Below are 23106 nucleotides of genomic sequence, written 5' to 3' on the forward strand. Positions count from 1 at the left end.
TTTATTATTTTTTTACACTGTAAAGAAATAATCAAAATCAACTAATTGTTATATATGGGTTTTATTTAAATTTATAAAAAGCGTAAATTATTAATTACATTAATACTCATACTATTACTGAGCGCCTCAAAGAAAAAATTTATCCGTATTTAATTTCTTTTTGCAATTTATAAGGAATGTCATTAAATTAACAAAATGACTTATCTTAAATTAACAAAACAAAATGCAATGCCTAATATCTAAAAAAAAACCACATCAAATTAAAGAAAATAGTCTCTTTTTTATTTTTAATAACATTCAATAATAAAGAAGTGTTTTTATAAATATTCTGATATTTATCTTTATAAAAATGCAGTGATACTTATATAATATTTTTTGGGCGAAAAATGAATACAATACAGTGTGACAAAACCGAGCAATATAATTGTACTATTCAAAAAAAATCTTATTTTTATCCACAATATCAAATATTAGAAAATGAACAAAAAGCGATCTTTCTTATAAGAAAGAATGCACTTATATTACAAAATTGTACTGACACAGTGACAATTAATGAAAACCAAGTTCTTTTTCTACAACAAGGTAGTTATACAATAAAAACTCAAGGCGCAGAGCCTAGCGATATTATTTATATCCCTATTTCTGATGACTTCTTAAGAAACTTCATGTCTAAGCATAACGATATCTTGTGCCAAATAGAAAGAGATGAAGAGTTTTCTCGAGCCTTTATTTGTTTTCAAAACTCACCTCTCATTCAGTTTTGTAGTAATGGCTTTGAATATCTTACTGCTCAATCTTGTCCTGAAACTTTCACTCAATTACGCATTGAAGAGCTTTTAGTTCTATTGCTTTCAACTGAACAAGGTTCTGACTTAATGGCGTTATTTCGTCAACTTAGCCATCGTCAAGTTGATCGCTTAAAGATTTTTATGGAAAAAAATCATTTAAAAAATTGGAAGCTCAAACAATTTGCTCGAGAGTTTGGAATGGGATTAACAACGTTTAAAGAGCTTTTTAGTCATGTTTATGGTACTTCACCAAGAACATGGATCTGTGAAAGACGAATTATTTACGCACACCAACTACTGCTGACCACAGAAATGAGTATTGTTGATATCTCAATGGAATCAGGTTTTTCAAGCCAATCATACTTTACACAAAGCTATCATCGTCGTTTTAATATGACGCCAAGTAAAGCGAGAAATATCAGATCAAAATTATAAAAAATCCGACCGAATATCATAATATCTAAAAGCAATTTATAGTTAGAATACTTGAAATCTATTCTTATACGTGAATTGTATATCGTGATAAAAAAAAATATATATAGTACCAAAGCCCATTATTATGGCTATTTAGCCCTATTAAAAAAGATAATGGCATCAAATAATGAAGAAACTGTAGATAACTTGTTTGATCTACAGTTTTCTTTCCGCTCGAATAAAAACACTATTACTACATGTGATATTAATGAACAACAAATAAAAATACTAGCTCGGGTTTTATGCCGTGAAAGCTTAGACAGTTTATTACAGTCCACTTGGTTTTTACGAAAGAAATACTGCTTTGTTGTTATATCTAAAGAAGATATACGTGATGTTATTAATTTCGCAAATCATTTTCATGCAGAGCAACCATATTCAACAATAACACCGGCGGATTGGGATAAATCGTTAAAAGCAACGGTCAATATCAATGAGCATATGCGTTTAATTCAAGCTGTAATAAAACCACTTTTTATGTGGTGGGTTCAACACATTACACCTCAGCTTTTCACGCTTTATGACACAAAAAGAGAACTTGAGCTTCAAATTAAGCAGTGTGAAAATATTAAGTTATTTGAAGAAAAACAACTATCAAATAAAAGTGATTCTTTTTTATCTTTAAATGATATAAATATTAAACTTAATGCGGATAAAGCCAGACTAATTGTTATTGATGACTTATTACAGAGTAATATCCAGTTTCTCCTCGATAATTGGAAAAATGAACCTGTCTTTAATATTGAAATTAATAATACTTTAGATTACATCCAAAAAATAACACCGAATTCTGAATTAATAAAACCATTATGGAAGATTTTAAACAGTATTCCAGAACATCCTAAAAATTGTCAAAAATTAAAAGATTGGTTGCTAGAAAGAGAACTTTGCTTAAAGAACGATGAGTATTTATGGCGATAATAAAATTTCAGCTCTTCTCTAAATAAAAAGAAAAGAGCTGATGCTAACTTTTAATTATTCTATTTAATATCTAAAATCTCAATTGTTACAATAGACATGGATTCTGGAGGTACTTGCCCAGGTACACCATTTTTCCCATAACCGCCACTTGGTTTTATATAAATTTTGGCTTTACCATTGATACCCGCTTTTGCAATAAAGGTATTCAGTGGTAATGGCAGTTGACGGTAAGGTAAGATAAGTGGCTTAGATTTATCATAATTAAGAGTTACAGTACCGTCAGTCAATGATTCATGCATTGTAAATACAACTGTTTTACCTGTAATTGAAGCCACTGGTTTACCCTGTTTTAAGATTTTAAAATAGGTATTATCGTCATATTGTACGTAATTTTGTTTTTGGATCTCAGATAAAATGGATTTATTACGCTGGGCATTATCTTTTCCAATGATCGAATAAGCATAAGCAAGTTGCCCAGCAATCATTTGCCCTTCACCCGCCATTTTCTCAAGCTGCTCTTTTAGCGTTTTATTCTCTTTTAAAATATTATTAGTGTCTGTATTAACTTTTGCTAATTCAGCATCTTTTGCTTTAATTTGCTCATTTAATTTAGCAATAGATTCTGTTTGCTGTTGCTTTAATATACTGATTTTTTGTGTGTTTTCTGTATTCTGTTTTTCTAATTGTACTTTTGCTTCAGCTAATTGAGCACTCAATTTATCCGTCGTATTTTGCTTTTCAGCGAGTTGTTTTTCTAGTAATGCTAAAGCTTTCTCACTCTCTGTTTTGCTCGTGGTAACTTGAGCTAAGACGATATTATTCTCTTTAAATTGTGTATCTAATGTTTGATATTTCTCAGATAGCTCAGTTTGCGCTTTTTCTAATTTGGCTATCAGATTATTTTTATCAGCAATTAAATTATCAACAGCTTTTTCACCGGCAGATAAACTCTTCTTCAAATCAGCTAATTCAGTGACTTTATTATCTAACTGTGATTTTAATTCTGGGATCGCTTTTAATTTCTCATCCACTTGCTCTTTTTGCTGTTGAACAGCTAAAAGCGATTTATTAAGTTGAGTTTGTTCCTGATTACTTTTTTCAACTTGTATTTTTAGTTGTGCTATTTCTTTGCGTTGTTCCTCAACAAGTTTGCTATTAGCATCTTGTTGCTTTTCTGCTTCTGCTACTTTTAATGCAAGTTCTTTAGATAAATCTTCACGTTCTGATGTGATCTTCAATAATGTACTTTGCAATTTATCTATTTCTTTTTTCGCAGAGTCATCTTTTAGCAATAGTTGAGCCTGTGTAAATTGAGTCTGCACATCTTCTTTCTCTTTCTTTATTATTGCTAATTGATTTTGTACATCTGTGAGTTGTTTAGTTAATTTTTCTTGTTCCGTTGTTATTGTTGATAACGAATTTTCTAATGTTGCTATCTCTTTATTTTTTACTGCTTCTAAATTAGCTAATTCTTGTTCTTTTTGCTTATTATTACCAACTAGCAATTGCTGAGATTCAACATACTGAGCTTGTATCGTTTCTTTTTCTTGTTCAATTTTAGCGAGTAATATCTGCTTTTCATTTAATTGGCTAATTAATTTTTCTTGCTCTAGTTTTATACTCTCAAGTGAACGTTGTAATTTATCAATCTCTTTTTTCGCGCTATCATCTTTTAACAGAGTTTGAGCCTGCTGATACTGAGATTGTAATTGTTCTTTTTCTTGCTCAAGCTGAGTATATTTTGCCTCTAAGGTTTTAAGTATTCCCGCTTGGTTTTCAAAATTTTGTTGCTGTTTTGCTAACTCTGTATTTTTTACTGTTGTTGCCTGTAATACGTTCTCTTTTTCAGATAATTGTTTAACTAATAAATCACGCTCTTTTTGTATTGTTTCTAAATCACTTTGTAGCTTAGCAACCGCCTGTTTTAACGTGTCATCAGTAAGTAGGTTGTTCGCTATAGCTAACTTTTCTTCTGTTTCAGCCAGCGTTAATTCAAGTTGTTTAATTTGGTTATTTGCATTTTGAAGTTTTTCCAAATGCTCTTTTGTTATAGCTGCCTGCTCAGTGTATTTTTGATACAACGATTGATATTTATTTCTCGTATCTGCTAAACGATTTAATAGCTCTTTATTAAAAAGCGGTTGTTTATGATCGAGTACAGAACGATTGAACTGATATGCAAAGTGAAAAGGGATAGCCGTAACAGAATAAAATGTTCCTGGAATAATATCTAACAAGAAATTGTCATTACGTTGAGGCTTTGTATAACTTTCTTTTGAATAAAGGGTCAACGGGTTATAAACCGTTGTATTATTTCTGTAGCTATAACGATTAAGATCCTCTGGTGTAAATTGTGGTTTTATAGGAACAAATGAAAGCAACGGAGTTAAATAACGAGTGTAATCACTCTCTAATTTTGAATAATTAGTGGGTAACACAAGGCAATTTTCTGCCAACGTAATATCAGGCGTCTTAATAGGTTCGACTGCTTGATTATCTGTTTTAGCTGGCGTAGAAGGTTTAACTTGTCGCTCTGGTTTTGTTTGTTGAGTCGCTGTTGTGGTGAGGTTTACTCTACGATTAACCTGACCAGTTCTCGTTGACGATGAAGTTATAGCAGATGTTTTAGGCTCAATTTTAATTGGCTCTTGCGTTTCAAAATAACGGTCAAAATCTTCAATAACAGAATTAAACTCATTATTGGCAAACGATAGCGTTGGAAACAGCATAAAAGCGAGACAAACACTCTGCTTTAATTTCATAGTAATTATTCACCTAATTTTTTTAATGTCGAATTAACTGACATAATCGACAAATAGCGAACTTTTGCACATAAAACTTCTGTTTTTGATTCAATGCTCATTTTTAATAAATCTAAGCTATCTTTACTTGCTGTACTTTGAACACTACGGTACATCGCATTGATTTCGCTAATTTCTTTAAATGCGCTCATCATAGATTTATAGTCAGATGGAGAAAAAGTTTTCAAAGAATCAAGTTGTTTGATACAAGCACTTTGAGGTGCTATCCCCAGTTTTCCTGCATCTACACCACTATCTACAGACTCTGATGAGGGTGCCATAGAAAGCGGTTGTGCAACTGCCACTGGCTGAGTTTGTACTACTGGCTGTGTAAGTTTGTGCTGGCGCAGGCGTTTCAACTGGACGAGAATAATCAGTCCACGTACACCCAGATAATGTGAGAACGCTGGTTGCCATAAATACAGCAAGGACATTCTTTTTATTTTGTAATAAGGACATCATTTTTCCTTAATTCCGATCAGACTTAAATAAGAGCATATGAGTTGTCGCATTTTAAGCCATTTTATTATAATTTTCTATTACCTACTGCATACTAAATAAATAAGCTAGCGTCCTTAATTTCAATGAGTTCTCATATCAATTCATTTTTTTACTTAAAACACTACTTACATCACACTAAACACATCAATTTTTGAATATTGGATTTATTTAGTAAAGACGTTGTCATATAAACTATATCGTTTTTATATTATTAAGATAATACCAGATAATAATAAAAATAATAATACGAATTTTATCATTTAGTTACGCAACTTACGTGTAAAAATATTCTTGTATTCTGTTGCTGTTTTTGAATACAAAGATAAAATCAAAAAATGAATATCTAATATAAGAGTTGATATTCATTTTATCCTTCCAATAGGAGAACTAAGATGAGTCATTTTAAAATTGGTATCGTTGTTGGTAGTTTAAGAAAAGATTCGTTTAATAAACAAACAGCACATGCCTTAATTAAGTTATTTCCTCAAGAATTTACCTGTCAGTTTATTGATATTAGTACTCTTCCTCTCTATAACCAAGATGATGACAGCAATACCCCCGCCTCTGTTATCGATTTTAAACAGCAAATAAAAGCGTGCCAAGGCATCATATTCATCACACCGGAATACAACCGCTCAATACCCGGTGTGCTTAAAAATGCGATTGACCAAGCCTCTCGCCCTTATGGAACAAATGCTTGGAATGAAATTCCAGCCGGTATTATTGGCGTTTCAACCGGCAATATTAGTACCGCAATAGCTCAACAGCATTTACGTAATTCATTAGCCTTCTTGAATATGCCAACACTAAATCAACCAGAATGTTATCTAAAATGGTATGACGGAATGGTTGAGAATGGGAAGTTTTCAGAGAAAACAGCAACTTTTATACAAAGCTGGGTTGATGCCTACATTGCTTTTGTGAAGCAAAATAATCATTAATCAAACTCCAAAGAGCTTTATATAAAAAATATAAGCTCTTTTTTTATTACCAGAGCTAATGTAATTTATTGGGTTATAATATCCCCGCTGACAAATAAAAAATTTAATCTTTCATAGACAACAAATAACGACATCCCTTGCTGATTTCAATATTAAGCAATGTGAGACAAAAATAGATTATCTTTAAAAGATATATTCTTATTATTACAACTAAGAATTGTTTACTATACAACCAGCAATAAAGCCATTAAAAGAGAACTAAATTTAACATCAATTTTAATCATTTATCTTATTCATTATAATGTCAGAGGATATCAATAAAGCCTTAATCTACAGCCACATATAAAATTTACTATTTGATAATTATTTTTAATGTTTTATATTAGGTTAAAACACTAGACATAATGTGCGATACTTCTCTAAATAATATGCTTCTATAATTGTGATAAACAAAAAAATTACCTATATTACTCACCTATTAAATACTGGCAGGTAAACCATGGATAAAAATTTAAAAGAAATTGAATGCGAAATTGCCGCTCTAAAAATTGTTATCAAATCCTTACTTTCCACGCTAAGTGATAAACAACGAAGAGATATGTTGGCCAATATATCTGTAGTACTTGAGGATACATCGAACAAATATCCTCAACTCAATGAAATCATTAACTTAACTGAACAATATGTGAAGAAGCTTACTCAACCTTAATGAAAATGATATTTACTATTGCTATAAAATTTACCCCTTAGTTTTATAGGGTATTCTGTGATTTTCTACCCATTAATACAATGCTAAGTTAAATTTACTGAATATCTGTTTTTCAAATCTCAAATATCCTCATATTTACTGTTCTAATATACAACATGATAAAATCGTATATTCTTTATCAAGTTAATTTTTTCTTGGATTTTATTAAGTAATTAATTAATATAAAAAACAATTTATCACAAAGCAATAAACTGCCGTTCTTTTGAGGATCTTATGGAAAAAAAAGTTGTCAATATAGCGTATGAAATTGCGGCAGTGAAAGTAATTTTAAAAGCCTTGTTATTGACTTTGACAGATAAACAAAAAGAAAGAGTAATCCATGATATAAATAAGACCGTCAATGAGGCTTATCTCAATCATCCTCAATACCAAGATGTTATAAGCAAGACAGAACAATATATAAAAAAAATACTCTAAATATTGATTCTGTATTCTTTAGCACCCTCTCTTATTATTTATAATAAGCGAGGGGATGTATATCTTTATATTTAAAAAATCAAATCGCTTCAAGCTATAATATAATCACTGATTGACTATAAGAATTGAAATAGAAAGTACTTTTTGATTAATTGAATATAAATGAAATAATACTATTACTTATAGCTCACTTAATTTGGGTATAATTTTCTGTTTCTCATGGAAGATGTCATGAACTATGCTGTTTCAATACTCAATAAATGACTAAATTAAGCTTTATATTTATTATGTTCATGCGTCTAACGAGTAAAACTTACCACCTTAGACACATACTCTATGCATTTTTTATATCAACGATGAACAAAATTGAATTTTTGTACAGATAACTGTAATTCTTCGGTTTGCCTTTCTAATGAAATGGCCGCCGCTGAAACTTGTTCAACTAAAGAGGCATTCTGTTGCGTTACACCATCCATTTGGGTAATAGCTACACTCACTTGACCAATACCTTTACTTTGCTCTTCAGATGCAATCGTGATTTCTTTCATTATTGACGTTACCTGTTTAACTCCCGTCAAAATATCTTCCATCATTTTTTCCATATTACTCACTAATCTTGCACCTTTTTTTACGCGTGTTGTAGAATCAGCAATAAGGGCTTCAATCTCTTTCGCAGCTTTAGCACTATCTCCTGCTAAATTACGCACTTCATTGGCGACAACCATAAACCCTCGACCATGAGCTCCTGCTCTTGCCGCTTCTACTGACGCATTTAAAGCGAGTATATTCGTTTGAAAGGCAATGTTATTAATGACATTGATAATATCTGCAATCTGACTTGAACTATTAGAGATCCCATCCATCGTTGTTACAACAGATTCAGCTAATTCATTGCCTTTTTCAACAGTCACTGATGCAACTTCAGCCAATTCTCTCGCTTGATAAGCATGTTCCATATTCTGGTTAACAGCTGCGGTTATCTCTTCCATACTTGCTGCTGTTTGCTCTAATGCCTTTGCTTGCTCTTCTGTACGAGAAGCTAAATCGTTATTCCCTCTGGCAATTTCAGATGCACCACGATAAATATTATCACTTCCCATTCTGATCGTGCTTACCGCGTCATGTAAACTATTTTGCATATCATTTAATAACGGTATTAATCGCCCAGCACAGTTATTACCAAAAGGCTCTAGTGGCTGACTCAGATCACCTTCTGTAATTTTCACAAAATGTTGACGAATGCTTTCTAGTGGTTTTTGTAACATTACCACTAAATAACGATCAGTGAGGATCAGGATACATCCCCCTAAAATGGCGCTAATAATAATAACAATTTGTGTCACTTCAATAAGCTCATTCACTTCTTTAATCGTACTATCAATTTTTATATTTGCGACATTATTAAAGTTTTCACTCACATTACCTAATTCACGACTCAATGCTGGTGTTACATTTTTTGCATGATGTTCATATTGCTCTATGGTGCCATTGAGTGCTAATTCCATCTGCTTTTTTACGCCTTGCTCAAAAAGCGCTTGCCATATATCCATTAACTCTTTTGATACTTTTGCATCCATTGGCCCAGGAGAAACAGATTTCATATACGCAATCTGTTTTTCCATATTTTCCATCGCCAGCTGTGCTTGTGTAAAATCGACGTCTTTACCTTTTGCTTTTTCCTCAACAAGACGATTTAATCGAGAAGTGAATCGAAAATACTGATCATTTCCCATGCTAAGAGCAGCCATTTGCTTAATTATTTTATTATCAGATTGATTACCTTCAGATATTTTTGATAGTGACCATGCGCTATAAAAACTAACACTGCCAAATAACACACATAAAGTCCCCAATATGATTATCATCATCAGACGAATAGTAATGTTACGAAGTTTCTGCATCGAATTTCTCAACTAACAAGATAAAGTAAGCCCAATAGGGCGTAATGTACTCTTATCGACACTTTTTCAATTTATTTTAATTTTTTACTAAAGTTTTTTATAATTTGATTTTTTATTTTATATACATAAAAAGAGTTATGCGCAGGAAGCAAAAATGTTACTTATATATCATTTTTTATAATTCCAGATAAAAAACAAAAAATCATTTAAAATCATAACGTTGATATAATGATTACGATAAAAATAAATAAGAAGCATTAAAGAGAGAAAAGAATAATTGAGGGGAAAAATAAGGTTTGGAATATTCTTAAATTAGCTAAATAAACATAAATGTTGAGTGGACAATATTGAGAGAGTATTTGAGGAAAAGAGTTTTTGGAGCGGGCGAAGGGAATCGAACCCTCGTATAGAGCTTGGGAAGCTCTCGTTCTACCATTGAACTACGCCCGCAGTTGTTTTTTCCAATTATACGCTCCCCTAATCTAACAGCAATCCCCTTTTTATTTAAGTGATTATTTAATCATCATGAAAAATATAATCTATTAATAATAAACATAAAAAAGCCACCTATCGGTGGCTTTCAATTAATTGCGATTCTTTAATTAGAATAACAATTATTTATTAGGACGCATTGCTGGGAATAAAATGACATCACGGATAGTATGACTATCAGTAAATAACATTACCATACGGTCAATACCAATACCTAAACCTGCTGTTGGCGGTAATCCATGTTCTAATGCCGTAATATAGTCATGGTCAAAGAACATCGCTTCTGCATCACCGGCTTCTTTTTGACGAACTTGATCTTCAAAACGTTCGGCTTGGTCTTGTGCATCATTAAGTTCTGAGAAACCATTACCAATTTCACGACCACCAATAAAGAATTCGAAGCGGTCAGTGATAAATGGATTATCGTCGTTACGACGAGCTAATGGTGAAACTTCTGCCGGATATTCAATGATAAAAGTTGGCTGAATTAAGTGACTTTCTGCAACTTCTTCAAAAATTTCACACTGAACACGGCCTAAGCCCCAGCTTTTCTCAATCTTAATACCAATAGATTGAGCAATAGCAACTGCCTTATCCATATCATCAAGATCAGCCATTACCGTTTCTGGACGATATTTGCAGATAGCTTCTTTCATGGTTAATTTGGCAAATGGTTTGCCAAAATCAAACTCTTGGTCGCCGTATTTCACTAACGAAGAACCCAATACATTTTCAGTTAATGTACGGAATAATTCTTCCGTTAATTCAATTAAGTCACGGTAATCTGCATACGCCATATAGAGTTCCATCATAGTGAACTCTGGGTTATGGCGTGGTGATACACCTTCATTACGGAAATTACGGTTGATTTCGAATACGCGATCAAAGCCACCCACAACTAAACGCTTTAAATATAGTTCAGGTGCAATACGCAGATACATATCAATATCTAACGCATTATGGTGAGTAATAAACGGACGCGCACTTGCTCCACCAGGAATGGTTTGCATCATCGGCGTTTCAACTTCCATAAAGCCTTTGTTCACCATAAATTGACGAATACCCGCCATAACTTGTGAACGAATTTGGAAAGTTTTACGTGATTCCTCGTTAGAAATTAGATCTAAATAACGCTGACGATAACGCATTTCTTGGTCAGCTAAACCGTGGAATTTATCCGGTAATGGGCGCAATGCTTTAGTTAATAAACGTACTTCTGTACAGTGAACACTTAATTCACCAGTTTTCGTTTTGAAAACTCGCCCACGAGCACCTAAGATATCGCCAAGATCCCATTTTTTAAATTGCTCGTTGTAGATACCTTCTGGCAAATCATCACGAGAAACATAAAGCTGGATGCGCCCCCCCATGTCTTGCAATGTAGCGAAAGATGCCTTGCCCATAATGCGGCGAGTCATCATACGACCTGCAATAGCAACTTCCACATTCGCTGCTTCTAACTCTTCTGCACTCATTGCATCATACTTTTGATGTAATTCGTTAGACAGAGAATCTCTGCGGAAATCATTTGGGAATGCGTTACCATTATCACGTAAAGCGGATAATTTTTCGCGACGTGTTTGCAGTTCGTTATTTAAATCAGGTGCCTGCTCCGCACCTTGTTGCTGTTGCGACATGTTTTTCCTCACAGGCCCGCTTTTAAGCTAGCTTCAATAAATTTATCAAGATCACCGTCTAATACTGCTTGTGTATTACGCGTTTCCACACCAGTACGTAAATCTTTAATACGTGAATCATCAAGAACATAAGAACGAATTTGACTACCCCAGCCAATATCGGACTTGTTATCTTCCATTACTTGCTTGTCTGCATTTTTCTTCTGCATTTCCAGCTCGTATAACTTCGCTTTCATCTGCTTCATTGCCTGATCTTTGTTCTTATGCTGAGAGCGATCGTTTTGGCATTGAGTGACAAGACCTGTAGGAACGTGGGTAATACGAACCGCAGATTCTGTTTTGTTGACGTGCTGTCCACCCGCACCTGAAGCACGATAAACGTCAATACGTAAATCAGCTGGGTTGATTTCAATATCAATATTGTCATCAACTTCAGGGTAAATAAAGGCAGAGCTAAATGAGGTATGGCGACGGCCACCGGAGTCAAATGGGCTTTTACGAACTAGGCGATGAACGCCTGTTTCTGTACGTAACCAACCATAAGCGTACTCACCAATAATTTTGATAGTCGCTGATTTTAATCCTGCAACATCACCGTCAGATTCTTCAATAATTTCAGTTTTAAAGCCTCTTGATTCAGCCCAACGTAAGTACATACGCATCAGCATACTTGCCCAATCTTGTGCTTCTGTACCACCAGAGCCAGCTTGTAAATCAAGGTAGCAATCCGCACTGTCATATTCACCAGAGAACATGCGACGGAATTCTAATTGCTCAAGCTTTTTATTTAACACATCTAATTCAGCAATGGCTTCGTTAAATGTCTCTTCATCATCAGCTTCAACCGCTAATTCAAGTAAACCAGAAACGTCTTCTAATCCTTGGTCTAATTGGTCGATAGTTTCTACGATAGCCTCAAGAGATGAACGCTCTTTTCCCAATGCTTGCGCCCTTTCTGGCTCATTCCACACATCAGGTTGTTCTAATTCAGCGTTAACTTCTTCTAAACGCTCTTTCTTGGCATCATAGTCAAAGATACCCCCTGAGAACATGTGTTCTTTCAGAGACTTCTTCAATTTGGTGTTTTACTGGGTTGATTTCAAACATGCTTTTTCGTCTTTATGTTGTTTTCAAAAACAATTGGAATAAATTTTGAACCGCATATTGTAACGGATATATCCACGGGTTTATAGCATTTATATACAATTGTCTACTCAATAGTTGTTGTCATAACAACGTTTTACTTTATATCACAATAAATTGCTTAAATTATTCGTATTAACAAGGCCAAATGTGCTCAACAAGCAGTTGCGCATTTCTTTGCCCTCTAAATTCATTCACATCTAATCGATAAGCTAACTCAACGGTTTTAATACTGTTATCAGGCCAAATATTGATATCAACATTAAATGCTATAGCATCAATCATAAGATGACTATTTACTGGCTGAAGCATCATTTTTAAATGCTTACTACCTACAATACGCTGTTGCAATAACGTAAATTTGCCATCAAATAATGGCTCAGGAAAAGCTTGCCCCCATGGGCCTGCTTCTCTTAGCATTTCAGCGATAGGTAGCGATAATTGATTTTCCGTTAGTTCACCATCAGATAAAATAATACCTTGCAACTGCTCGTCAGAAACCAATTCAGACATTAAAGAGGAAAAATGACGCTGAAATAGCGGGAATTTATCTTCTTCAAGTGAAAGTCCTGCCGCCATTGCATGCCCACCAAATTTGAGCATCAGACCTGGGTTTAATGTATTTAATCGCTCTAACGCATCCCTGAGATGTACCCCACTGATTGAACGACCTGAGCCTTTTAATAGACCATCCCCGCTAGGGGCAAAAGCAATAACAGGGCGATGTAATTTTTCTTTAATGCGAGACGCTAAAATCCCCACAACACCTTGATGCCATTCAGGATGATAAATTGCTAAACCATTCGGCAAGTCATGTTGAGTGCCCATAAATTGACGGAAAATAGTGGAGGCTTCTTCTTGCATACCCGCTTCAATTTCACGACGAGTTTGATTTAAGCCATCAAGTTCATTAGCAATTTCACGCGCAGAGCCAATATTATCGGTTAAAAGTAAAGCGACACCCACAGACATATCATCAAGACGCCCAGCTGCGTTTAAGCGAGGCCCTAAAGAAAAACCTAAGTCACTACTAACCAATTGAGAGAGCTCTTTACGAGAAACTTCCGTAAGTGCCTTTATCCCTACGCAACAACGACCCGCTCTAATTCGGCGTAATCCTTCATAAACAAAAATACGATTATTTTCATCTAGAGGAACAACATCTGCCACAGTACCTAGCGCTACTAAATCGAGAAAATCCGCCATATTGGGGCGAGGCAAGTTTTGTTGCTCAAACCAACCTTGTTTTTCTAATTCAGCTCTTAATGCCGTCATTAAATAGAACGTAACACCAACGCCCGCTAATGCTTTAGATAAAAAAGGACAATCAGAAAGATTAGGGTTAATAATCGCATCAGCAGCAGGTAATGTTTGTCCCGGCAAATGGTGATCTGTTATTAGAACTCGAATACCGTATTCATGGGCAGTTTCCACCCCTTCAAAAGAGGAAATACCATTATCAACAGTAATAATGAGATCAACCCCTTTTTTTGCAACATCATGAACAACTTGAGGGCTTAAGCCATAACCATCATCAAAACGATTAGGAATATGATAGCTTACTTGCTTAAATCCCATTTGGCGTAATGCTTTGATAGCCAATGCTGTACTGGTTGCACCATCAGCATCAAAATCACCAACAATCACGATACGAGATTGCTGTTTTAAAGCCTCAATGAGTAATGAAATTGCCGTTTTAATTCCTGTTAATGTTTGGTAATGAAGTAAGCCTTTTAACGATCGTTCTAGTTGAACTTCGGATGTTATTCCGCGATTAGCATAAATCTGTCGTAATAAAGGATCTAAGTTATCCGGCAATTGAGTTGCCTGTGCAATTCGACGACGTAGTGTCGGTTCAATAGTGACCATAAAACGTGATTACTTCTCTTTTTTATCTAATAATTCAATAAGGTTTTGAGCAGAAATATATCCACCATAAATACTCGCATTAGGTAACACAATAGCAGGTGTGCCTTGAATTCCTATCATGGTGCCTAATTTAAAATGTTCATTAATATTGATTTTTTTACATTCATCAATGGGAATAATTTTGTCACCTTTAAATGCACTGTCTAACGATTTATTAGGGAAACCGCTACACCACACCGCATTCATTTCTTTACTCACAATATTATTGCCAACACCATTACGAGGAAATGCTAAATAACGGACCGTTATCCCCTGTTTATTCAGCTCAGGGACTTCTTGGTGAAGTTTTTGACAGTAAGGACAACTAATATCAGTAAAAATGGTGATCACATGGCGTTCATTACGCGCTTTATAAACGATCATTTCATTTTTAAGTGAATCTACTTTTTTCATAATAACTTGATTGGCAATACTAACAGGCTCACCGCTGCTGATATTATAAATAGGGCCTGCTGTTAGATATTTACCATCGTCAGTAATGTAAAAAATACCTTTATCTGATAACACCGCATTTAATCCAACAATCGGGGTTGGTTGAATGCTTTCTGCTTTAATTTGCATTTTAGCCAATTGCGCTTCAATAGAAGCATTGTCAGCAAGCACAGGCATTGACACCATGCTTAATAGTATTGGCAACCAGCGTAATTTCTTTTTCATTTAAATTCCTATTTAATGCCAGCGTGTTGATGGCTATCCCCTTGGATGATGTTGCTGATGAAGCACTTTCAAGCGCTCTGTTGCAACATGGGTATAAATCTGTGTTGTAGAGAGGTCACTGTGCCCCAATAACATCTGTACAACACGCAAGTCTGCTCCATGATTTAAAAGATGTGTTGCAAATGCATGGCGCAACACATGGGGTGATAACTTTTCAGTATCAATTCCAGCAATCACAGCATAATGTTTTATCCGATGCCAGAAAGTTTGTCGTGTCATTTTCTGCCCTCTTAGGCTAGGAAAAACAATATCGTCTGTTTTTCCTTGCATTAAAGTGGGTCTTCCATATTGCAGATATTGTTCTAACCAGTAAATAGCCTCTTCCCCTAAAGGGACTAGTCGTTCTTTATCGCCCTTACCGATCACTCTTAATACACCTTGCCGTAAGCTGATATCAGAAAGAGATAACCCCACTAATTCAGACACACGAAGCCCACAGGCATAAAGCACTTCAAGCATTGCTTTATCACGTAATTCTAATGGTTCATCAATACAAGGGGCATTGAGTAAATCATCAACTTGTTGCTCGCTTAAATCTTTTGGTAAACGCTTAGGAAGCTTAGGGGTTGAAAGCAATGCGCTAGGATCGTCTAAACGTAATTTTTCACGATATAAATATTGGAATAACCGACGCATTGTACTGAGTAATCGAGCTGCACTGCTGGCTTTATAACCTTCATCTAAACGCGTCGCGAGAAAAGATTGCAAATCCAAAGTAGAGACTGACAACCAATCTAATTGATGATGTGCAAGCCATTGCCCTAATGCTTGCAAGTCTAAGCGATAAGAGCTAAGCGTATTTGCGGATAAGCCTTGCTCTAACCAAATATTGTCGAGAAATTGTTCAATGATAATATCTGTATCTTCATTGATCTGAGTTGTCTTTTTTATCGATAATTTGGTTTGTGACACAGTCTGACTCTCCCTCTCTTTAGCTTATCGCCTTTACATTATGCCTTATAAAAAAATTTTTCTGGTACAATAGTGACCTTTATTGGCAAAAATATCCTAGAAACCTTTATGAAAATTGGTCTATTTTACGGTTCCAGTACCTGTTACACCGAAATGGCAGCAGAAAAAATTCGTGATATTCTCGGTGAAGAGTTCGTTGATCTTCATAATGTTCAAGAGTGTGATATCACGCTTATGGAGCAATATGACATCCTTATTTTAGGTATTCCCACTTGGGATTTTGGCGAGATCCAAGAAGATTGGCTCAATATTTGGGAAACATTGCCAACATTAAATTTAAAAAATAAACTTATTGCCATGTATGGAATGGGTGACCAAGTCGATTACAGCGAATGGTTTCTTGATGCGCTGGGTATGCTCTATCATCATTTATTACCAAGTGGTGTTAAATTTATTGGTTTCTGGCCTGTCGATGGATATGAATTTATCAGCCCCAAACCTTTATCAGATGATGGCAAACATTTTGTTGGTCTTGCATTAGATGACGTCAACCAGTTTGAAGAGACTGATGAACGTTTATCACAATGGTGTATGCAAATTCTACGTGAAATAGAAGAAAACTTATAAATTTAATATCCAGATATTAAATATCTGGATATTGCATTAATAACTGAGAGAAGTTACGCCACTCATTTTCAGTCATACTATCAAATGCAACCCATAACGTGATTTGCTTTTTATTTAGAATAGAAGTCAATGTTATTCGAGTGCCAAAACGGCTTATCCAAGGACGTTTCGTTATTTGCCATTCATGTAGTTTCCATTGAATTCGATTGCCATTTAGTAAAATAAAATCTCCTTTGATACGGCTAATATTCTTTTGTGTGAAATACCAACTGCTTATCAGGAGAAGTAACAATGGCACCCAAACATAAATAAAATCAGGTGGCCATGGATACAACAGTAAAGCTATCACAAAGGCAACATAAGCAACCGTTGAGAAGAGTTGAGTGAACCATGATACTGTGAGGTGCGATTTCCATAAAATCACGAGTTATATTCACTCCTGCTATAATTCTATATAGATAGAAATAAGTTAAAGATAATAAAAAACCAACCTATTTATAATGTAACTTCCTTCTTAACCTTGCAAATAGTTTATCTTATATTTTAGCTTGATTATTAATTGTTAATTTTTCTATTTAATCTGTGTTTAAAAAACATAATTTAATAATAAGTACGTAATTTTTATTCTTTTTTAATTGCTGTTTTAATAAAATAAGCATACCCGATCGACTAAATATCCAGAAGATAATCGTGAAAAAAAATCATTTAAACGATAATTTATAGAGATAACACGCATTTTTATCGCAAACCTGTTTTTTATTTCATCACATTTTAGAACATGAATAATATTATTTTTTATATAAAAATAAAAAAACGCCTTTATGAGATAATAAAAGCGTCATTTATAATCAACAAAAAATTATTATTTAGCCTATCGCTGATTTTATACGTTTTTTTTATTAATATTTATCAACGATTTCCGCCATCCTAGCTTTATTGCGATCTTGAATTAATTTCACCATATAATAGAGCTCATCATCATCAGGGCGTCCATGATTCATTAACCAGTTAAATAAATCAGGATCTGCACACTCTAGTAAACGAACAAAAAGTGCTTTATCGTTATCAGATAGCGTATCGTACTCATTCTCGAAAAAAGGCATGATAGAAATATCTAGTTCACGCATTCCACGACGACATGCCCAGTTAATTCGTGCTTTATTCTCTATATCGATAGTCATACTCTGCTCTTTACATTGTTCAAATCAAGAAATACCACTATTTCTTCCTAGCATTGATGATAGTCTTATCGCAAAATTTTTAACATCAAAATGATCACAGTTTGCATGTTTAGTCTCATAGGCAACCTATTGAACACACATTCATTTGTTATTTATCAAGTTCATTTTCTGTGCGTTAAAAATAATAATGACTTGCATTGTCTTGTCACTCTTTTACCATAACCGATGTATCTGATTAATTTAATAGCTGGTGACATCATGACTCAAAATTCTATTCAGGCTAAACGCCCTCATGCAGCAATCAATTTGCCATTAACACTGGTTTCTTTAGATGAATGGTCACTAATAACAGCAACAGGTGCTGACAGTGAAAAGTATCTACAAGGTCAATTAACAACGGATATTGCAGCACTTCCAACAACGACACATACATTGGCTGCACACTGTGAAGCAAAAGGTAAAATGTGGAGCACACTTCGCTTATTCCACCAGCAAGAAGGTTTTGCTTATATTCTGCGTAAAAATGTCGCACAAAAACAACTTGCCGAATTAAAAAAATATGCCGTATTCTCAAAAGTAACCCTAGCTGAAAATACAGATAGCGTTTTATTAGGATTAGCTGGACAAGGTGCAGCTCTTGCATTAGCTGATTACTTTCCAAATATCCCTCGTAAAGCAAACGAAGTCGTTAATCACGATAATACTTATATTCTTCAACTGCCTTTACCTACCGAACGCTTTTTAATCGTAACTGATGAAGAAACAGCAAAAAATCTTGTAGCAACATTAAAAGCAGAAACCAGTAATAGTGAGCAATGGTTAGCTTTAGATATTGAGGCTGGATATCCTATTATTGATACTCCAAATATTGAGCAATTCTTACCGCAAGCAACAAACCTACAAGCATTGCCACTGAGCATCTGCTTTAAAAAAGGTTGTTATACAGGGCAAGAGATGGTGTCTCGTGCGAAATTTAGAGGCGCCAATAAACGTGCAATGTATCTGTTATCAGGTGGTGGTACTGAGTTACCTGAGATCGGAGGTAGCATTGAGTGGCAATTGGGTGAAGATAAATGGCGTAAAACGGGCACTGTATTAAGCGCTGTACGTATGGCTGATAATACTATTTTGGCTGAAGTTGTTATGAATAACGATATGGAGTTCGATAGTGTATTTCGAGTTCAAGGCGATAGCACCAGTCGTTTATCCATTAAACCACTGCCTTATTCTTTAGAAGAAGAGTAATTCTTATTTATCATAACCAATACGGATTTTTATGACACAATTACCTAAAGGCGCATTTGGCCCCTTCTCTGATACGATTAACTTTATTATGGAGTTAGATAAACTTAAACGTGTTTATCGTAAAAATAATGTATTAGACAATAGCCGTTCTGAAAATACAGCAGAACATAGCTGGCATTTTGCGGTTGCTGCAATGAGTTTCCAACCTTATGCGGGCGATATTGATATGGGGCGTGCTATTCAATTAGCTTTAGTCCACGATATCGTTGAAATCGACGCTGGCGACGTTATGGTGTATGACGTTGCGGCACGTGAAGCTATCAAAGAACACGAGCAAAAAGCGGCAAGACGCATTTTTGCTTTATTACCCTCCCCACAAAGTGAATATTTCCTCAATTTATGGTTGGAATATGATGCTGCTGAAACACCCGAGTCTCAGTTCGCTAATATTCTTGATCGCACCATGCCAATGCTGATGAATTTACATAATGAAGGTCAAAGTTGGGTAGAAAATAATATCCGCTTAGAACAAGTATTAGCGCGCAATCTGTTTATTGAAAAACAGTGGCCAGAATTTTGGCAATATCTCTACCCTCAATTATTAGAGGCGCAGAAAAAAGGCTGGTTGAAGTAACAACAAAAAAATACCGATGGCTAACTTAACCATCGGTATTTAATTTAGGAATATTGTTAGATTAAAGCTTATTCATAATCACTAATTGGCGCACATGAACAATGTAAATGGCGGTCGCCATACACATCATCCAGACGTTTAACCGCAGGCCAATATTTGTTTTGTTTCGTTGCTTCACTTGGGAATACAGCACACTCTCGGCTATAACCGTGTGACCACTCTTGCACTAATTCATATTGTGTATGAGGTGCATTAACTAATGGATTGTCATCAATTGGCCATACACCTTTATCTACCTGTGCAATTTCAGCCCGAATAGAAAGCAGAGCTTCAATAAAGCGATCAATTTCCACTTTGCTTTCTGATTCTGTCGGCTCAATCATCAATGTACCCGCAACAGGGAATGACATGGTTGGAGCGTGAAATCCATAGTCAATTAAACGCTTAGCCACATCCATTTCACTGATACCGTAATTCGCTTTTAATGGACGAATATCGATAATACATTCATGTGCGACATAACCATCAGCGCCAGCATAAAGAATGTCATAGTCATTTTTCAGACGTTGCGCGATATAATTCGCATTTAAGATTGCCACTTGGCTTGCTTGTTTAAGCCCTTGAGACCCCATCATACGAATATACATCCAACTAATGGGGAGTATTGAAGCGCTACCAAATTGGGCTGCAGAAACCGCGCCTTGTGTGGTGACATTCTCCATTTCAACAACAGAATGTCCCGGTACAAATGGTGCTAAGTGTGATTTCACACCAATAGGTCCCATACCTGGGCCACCACCGCCATGAGGAATACAGAAAGTTTTATGTAAGTTTAAGTGAGAAACATCAGAGCCAATAAAGCCCGGTGTTGTGATCCCCACTTGCGCATTCATATTGGCACCATCAAGATAAACTTGTCCGCCATATTGATGAATGATTTCACAAACTTCACGAATACCTTCTTCATAAACACCATGCGTTGATGGGTATGTCACCATTACACAAGAGAGTTCAGCTTGATGTTTTTCTGCTTTAGCTTTTAAGTCTGCAATATCAATATTGCCGTTATCATCACATCCCACCACCACTACCGTCATTCCCGCCATATGAGCAGAAGCAGGGTTAGTACCATGAGCTGAACTTGGGATCAAACAGATATGTCGCGTTCCTTCCCCACGACTTTGGTGATAACGACGAATAGCTAATAAACCTGCATATTCACCTTGAGCACCCGAGTTTGGTTGCATACACATTGCATCATAACCGGTTAATGCAGCAAGCCAATTAGCCAATTGCCCAATCATGACCTGATAACCTTTCGCTTGATAAGCTGGGCAGAATGGATGTAGCTCTGTAAATTCAGGCCATGTAATAGGGATCATTTCAGCTGCAGCATTAAGTTTCATCGTACATGATCCTAATGGGATCATCGCTTGATTCAATGCTAAGTCTTTATTTTCCAAACGATGCATATAGCGCATCATTTCTGTTTCACTGTGATACTGATGAAAGTTTTCATGTGTCAGCACAGTGTCTTTACGTTGCATAGATGCGGGAATAGATGCTGAAGATGAAGCGACTTGTTTATCAAGTGTATCAATATCACCCACCAATGCTTTACCACTGATAATTTCAACTAGCTTTAATACATCTTCACGAGTTGTAATCTCGCTTAATGTGACACCAACGGCACCCACAATATCAGTGCGCAAGTTAATTTCAGCGTCTTTTGCACGTTGTAATACAGCGGCTTTATCTGCAGTTTCAACTGTTAAGGTATCAAACCAAGTTTGATGGCGTAAGGCCATGCCATTTTGCTGTAAACCCGCCGCCAAAATATCCGTTAAACGATGAATACGTTGAGCGATAGTTTTTAATCCTTCTGGCCCATGATAAACCGCATACATAGCAGCAATGTTGGCAAGCAAAACTTGAGATGTACAGATATTGGAGTTGGCTTTTTCACGACGAATATGCTGTTCACGCGTTTGCATTGCCATGCGTAATGCCCGATTACCCGCAGCATCACGAGATACCCCAATAATACGCCCTGGCATTGCTCGTTTATATTCATCACGACAAGCAAAGAATGCTGCATGAGGGCCACCATATCCCATCGGTACACCAAACCGTTGTGCTGAACCTAATACGATATCAGCGCCTTGATGACCCGGTGCTGTTAATACCACCAGCGCCATTAAATCGGCAGCAACACTAGTAATGATTTTGCGTTCTTTCAGTTCAGCCAATAACTTACTGTAATCATGAACTTCACCCGTTGTGCCGACTTGTTGTAATAGCACACCAAAAACACCTTCAAGTTCCAATACTTTCTCAGCTTTATCAACAACAACATCAAAGCCAAAGGTATCTGCACGAGTTCTGACAACATCTAAGGTTTGAGGATGAATATCATCAGCGACAAAGAAACGATCTGCATTTTTTAGTTTGCTTACACGTTTTGCCATCGCCATTGCTTCAGCTGCAGCCGTTGCTTCATCTAGCAATGATGCAGAGGCGAGATCCATTCCTGTATAATCGATTGTCACCTGTTGGAAATTCAGTAATGATTCTAAACGACCTTGAGATACTTCTGGCTGATACGGTGTATAAGCGGTATACCAACCCGGATTTTCTAATAAATTACGCAAAATCACAGGCGGTAATACAGAAGGCGCGTACCCCATTCCAATATAAGAAGTAAAGCGTTTATTTTGGCTAGCGATCGCTTTCAATTCAGCTAAGGCTTCTTGCTCTGTTGCCCCAGCACCCACATTCGGTGGTGTTTCTAATTGAATATTATCTGGAACAATTTTTTGAGTTAATTCATTTAATGAGGAGACGCCAACAGCACTGAGCATCTCTTTAATCTGTTCTGGTGATGAACCAATATGGCGACGAATAAATTCATCGCGATACTCTAACTGATTTAAAGTCTGTGTCATTGCAAGTAATTTCCTGAATTCACTATGATATGGATAGGTAAATAGCACACGGCTTAAAGCGCGTTAAGACAGCATTACGATAACAAGCTAACAAATGAAAACGCCCCGACATTAATTTGACGGGGCGCTTC

19 protein-coding genes and 1 tRNA gene are annotated in these 23106 nt (G+C 35.6%); 8 read left to right on the forward strand and 12 right to left on the reverse strand.

Translation table 11 applies throughout. The features are described from left to right. Positions 1-386 precede the first annotated feature (386 nt). Complete coding sequence (locus tag H1225_RS10225) at positions 387-1223, forward strand: helix-turn-helix transcriptional regulator (RefSeq protein ID WP_109847766.1); 837 nt, start codon at positions 387-389, stop codon at positions 1221-1223. Positions 1224-1307: 84 nt separating this feature from the next. Then, a complete protein-coding gene (locus H1225_RS10230) occupies positions 1308-2183 on the forward strand; it encodes a T3SS regulon anti-activator ExsD domain-containing protein (protein ID WP_006533657.1) in 876 nt (291 codons plus the stop codon). A 59-nt stretch (positions 2184-2242) separates the two neighbouring features. Here H1225_RS10230 and H1225_RS10235 read toward each other — a convergent pair whose 3' ends face one another. Further along, a complete protein-coding gene (locus H1225_RS10235; protein ID WP_115065513.1) occupies positions 2243-4945 on the reverse strand; it encodes a sugar transporter in 2703 nt (900 codons plus the stop codon). 5 nt (positions 4946-4950) lie between these two features. Further along, the gene (locus H1225_RS10240; protein ID WP_239739108.1) at positions 4951-5418 is read right to left on the reverse strand and encodes a hypothetical protein; all 468 of its coding nucleotides are present in this window, start codon (positions 5416-5418) and stop codon (positions 4951-4953) included. Between the two features lie 459 nt (positions 5419-5877). Here H1225_RS10240 and H1225_RS10245 point away from each other — a divergent pair, with 459 nt between their 5' ends. From H1225_RS10245 to H1225_RS10255, 3 genes are all read left to right on the forward strand, one after another. After that, positions 5878-6426 (forward strand): NADPH-dependent FMN reductase, encoded by a 549-nt coding sequence (locus H1225_RS10245; RefSeq protein WP_006533662.1) that lies wholly within the window; start codon positions 5878-5880, stop codon positions 6424-6426. Positions 6427-6925: 499 nt separating this feature from the next. Then, positions 6926-7135 (forward strand): sigma-S stabilization anti-adapter protein IraP, encoded by a 210-nt coding sequence (locus tag H1225_RS10250; RefSeq protein ID WP_006533663.1) that lies wholly within the window; start codon positions 6926-6928, stop codon positions 7133-7135. Between the two features lie 273 nt (positions 7136-7408). Further along, positions 7409-7612, forward strand: a complete 204-nt coding sequence (locus H1225_RS10255; protein ID WP_109847769.1) for a hypothetical protein — start codon at positions 7409-7411, stop codon at positions 7610-7612. A gap of 350 nt (positions 7613-7962) precedes the next feature. Here the strand turns inward: H1225_RS10255 and H1225_RS10260 are convergent, their stop codons facing one another. The 7 genes from H1225_RS10260 to xerD all read right to left on the reverse strand — a co-directional run bounded on the left by H1225_RS10260 (position 7963) and on the right by xerD (position 16343). After that, complete coding sequence (locus H1225_RS10260; protein WP_109847770.1) at positions 7963-9513, reverse strand: methyl-accepting chemotaxis protein; 1551 nt, start codon at positions 9511-9513, stop codon at positions 7963-7965. A gap of 376 nt (positions 9514-9889) precedes the next feature. Further along, positions 9890-9963: transfer RNA gene (locus H1225_RS10265), tRNA-Gly, on the reverse strand. 164 nt (positions 9964-10127) lie between these two features. Next, positions 10128-11642 carry a lysine--tRNA ligase gene (lysS, locus tag H1225_RS10270; protein ID WP_109399796.1) on the reverse strand — a complete coding sequence of 505 codons (1515 nt, stop codon included), beginning with the start codon at positions 11640-11642 and terminating at the stop codon, positions 10128-10130. An 8-nt stretch (positions 11643-11650) separates the two neighbouring features. Beyond that, a protein-coding gene (prfB, locus tag H1225_RS10275; protein ID WP_109399795.1) for a peptide chain release factor 2 occupies positions 11651-12749 on the reverse strand; the annotation gives its coding sequence in 2 pieces (ribosomal slippage) (positions 11651-12673 and positions 12675-12749; 1098 coding nt in all). Between the two features lie 171 nt (positions 12750-12920). After that, positions 12921-14654, reverse strand: a complete 1734-nt coding sequence (gene recJ / locus H1225_RS10280) for a single-stranded-DNA-specific exonuclease RecJ (protein WP_239739109.1) — start codon at positions 14652-14654, stop codon at positions 12921-12923. Positions 14655-14663: 9 nt separating this feature from the next. After that, a complete protein-coding gene (gene dsbC, locus H1225_RS10285; protein ID WP_109847772.1) occupies positions 14664-15371 on the reverse strand; it encodes a bifunctional protein-disulfide isomerase/oxidoreductase DsbC in 708 nt (235 codons plus the stop codon). A gap of 33 nt (positions 15372-15404) precedes the next feature. Further along, positions 15405-16343, reverse strand: a complete 939-nt coding sequence (gene xerD, locus H1225_RS10290; RefSeq protein ID WP_006533672.1) for a site-specific tyrosine recombinase XerD — start codon at positions 16341-16343, stop codon at positions 15405-15407. Positions 16344-16451: 108 nt separating this feature from the next. Between xerD and fldB the strand changes: the two genes are divergently transcribed. Further along, positions 16452-16970 (forward strand): flavodoxin FldB, encoded by a 519-nt coding sequence (gene fldB / locus H1225_RS10295; RefSeq protein ID WP_072063492.1) that lies wholly within the window; start codon positions 16452-16454, stop codon positions 16968-16970. 16 nt (positions 16971-16986) lie between these two features. Here fldB and H1225_RS10300 read toward each other — a convergent pair whose 3' ends face one another. Both H1225_RS10300 and sdhE read right to left on the reverse strand, forming a co-directional pair. Beyond that, a complete protein-coding gene (locus tag H1225_RS10300; protein WP_109847773.1) occupies positions 16987-17394 on the reverse strand; it encodes a protein YgfX in 408 nt (135 codons plus the stop codon). A 475-nt stretch (positions 17395-17869) separates the two neighbouring features. Further along, positions 17870-18145, reverse strand: a complete 276-nt coding sequence (gene sdhE, locus H1225_RS10305) for an FAD assembly factor SdhE (RefSeq protein ID WP_072063493.1) — start codon at positions 18143-18145, stop codon at positions 17870-17872. A gap of 264 nt (positions 18146-18409) precedes the next feature. On the opposite strand from sdhE, the gene ygfZ reads away from it, so the two are divergent. Continuing rightward, on the forward strand, positions 18410-19396 hold the full coding sequence (ygfZ, locus tag H1225_RS10310; RefSeq protein WP_161669506.1) for a tRNA-modifying protein YgfZ: 987 nt from the start codon (positions 18410-18412) through the stop codon (positions 19394-19396). Positions 19397-19427: 31 nt separating this feature from the next. Beyond that, entirely contained in the window at positions 19428-20030 is a 603-nt protein-coding gene (locus H1225_RS10315; RefSeq protein WP_109399790.1) for an HD domain-containing protein, read from the forward strand. Between the two features lie 68 nt (positions 20031-20098). Here H1225_RS10315 and gcvP read toward each other — a convergent pair whose 3' ends face one another. Then, positions 20099-22975, reverse strand: coding sequence for an aminomethyl-transferring glycine dehydrogenase (gene gcvP / locus H1225_RS10320; protein WP_109847775.1), 2877 nt, complete (start codon positions 22973-22975; stop codon positions 20099-20101). Positions 22976-23106: the final 131 nt, after the last annotated feature.

The organism is Proteus penneri, from assembly GCF_022369495.1.
GTDB lineage: Bacteria > Pseudomonadota > Gammaproteobacteria > Enterobacterales > Enterobacteriaceae > Proteus > Proteus penneri.

What these genes read in the sequence shown, in the direction of transcription:
- ygfZ (WP_161669506.1), top strand. Translation starts at nt 18,410, where the DNA reads ATGACTCAAAATTCTATTCAGGCTAAACGCCCTCATGCAGCAATCAAT.
- lysS (WP_109399796.1), bottom strand. Translation starts at nt 11,642, where the DNA reads ATGTCGCAACAGCAACAAGGTGCGGAGCAGGCACCTGATTTAAATAAC.
- H1225_RS10260 (WP_109847770.1), bottom strand. Translation starts at nt 9,513, where the DNA reads ATGCAGAAACTTCGTAACATTACTATTCGTCTGATGATGATAATCATA.
- recJ (WP_239739109.1), bottom strand. Translation starts at nt 14,654, where the DNA reads ATGGTCACTATTGAACCGACACTACGTCGTCGAATTGCACAGGCAACT.
- H1225_RS10235 (WP_115065513.1), bottom strand. Translation starts at nt 4,945, where the DNA reads ATGAAATTAAAGCAGAGTGTTTGTCTCGCTTTTATGCTGTTTCCAACG.
- H1225_RS10225 (WP_109847766.1), top strand. Translation starts at nt 387, where the DNA reads ATGAATACAATACAGTGTGACAAAACCGAGCAATATAATTGTACTATT.
- fldB (WP_072063492.1), top strand. Translation starts at nt 16,452, where the DNA reads ATGAAAATTGGTCTATTTTACGGTTCCAGTACCTGTTACACCGAAATG.
- H1225_RS10250 (WP_006533663.1), top strand. Translation starts at nt 6,926, where the DNA reads ATGGATAAAAATTTAAAAGAAATTGAATGCGAAATTGCCGCTCTAAAA.
- H1225_RS10245 (WP_006533662.1), top strand. Translation starts at nt 5,878, where the DNA reads ATGAGTCATTTTAAAATTGGTATCGTTGTTGGTAGTTTAAGAAAAGAT.
- gcvP (WP_109847775.1), bottom strand. Translation starts at nt 22,975, where the DNA reads ATGACACAGACTTTAAATCAGTTAGAGTATCGCGATGAATTTATTCGT.
- H1225_RS10315 (WP_109399790.1), top strand. Translation starts at nt 19,428, where the DNA reads ATGACACAATTACCTAAAGGCGCATTTGGCCCCTTCTCTGATACGATT.
- dsbC (WP_109847772.1), bottom strand. Translation starts at nt 15,371, where the DNA reads ATGAAAAAGAAATTACGCTGGTTGCCAATACTATTAAGCATGGTGTCA.
- H1225_RS10240 (WP_239739108.1), bottom strand. Translation starts at nt 5,418, where the DNA reads ATGTCCTTGCTGTATTTATGGCAACCAGCGTTCTCACATTATCTGGGT.
- H1225_RS10255 (WP_109847769.1), top strand. Translation starts at nt 7,409, where the DNA reads ATGGAAAAAAAAGTTGTCAATATAGCGTATGAAATTGCGGCAGTGAAA.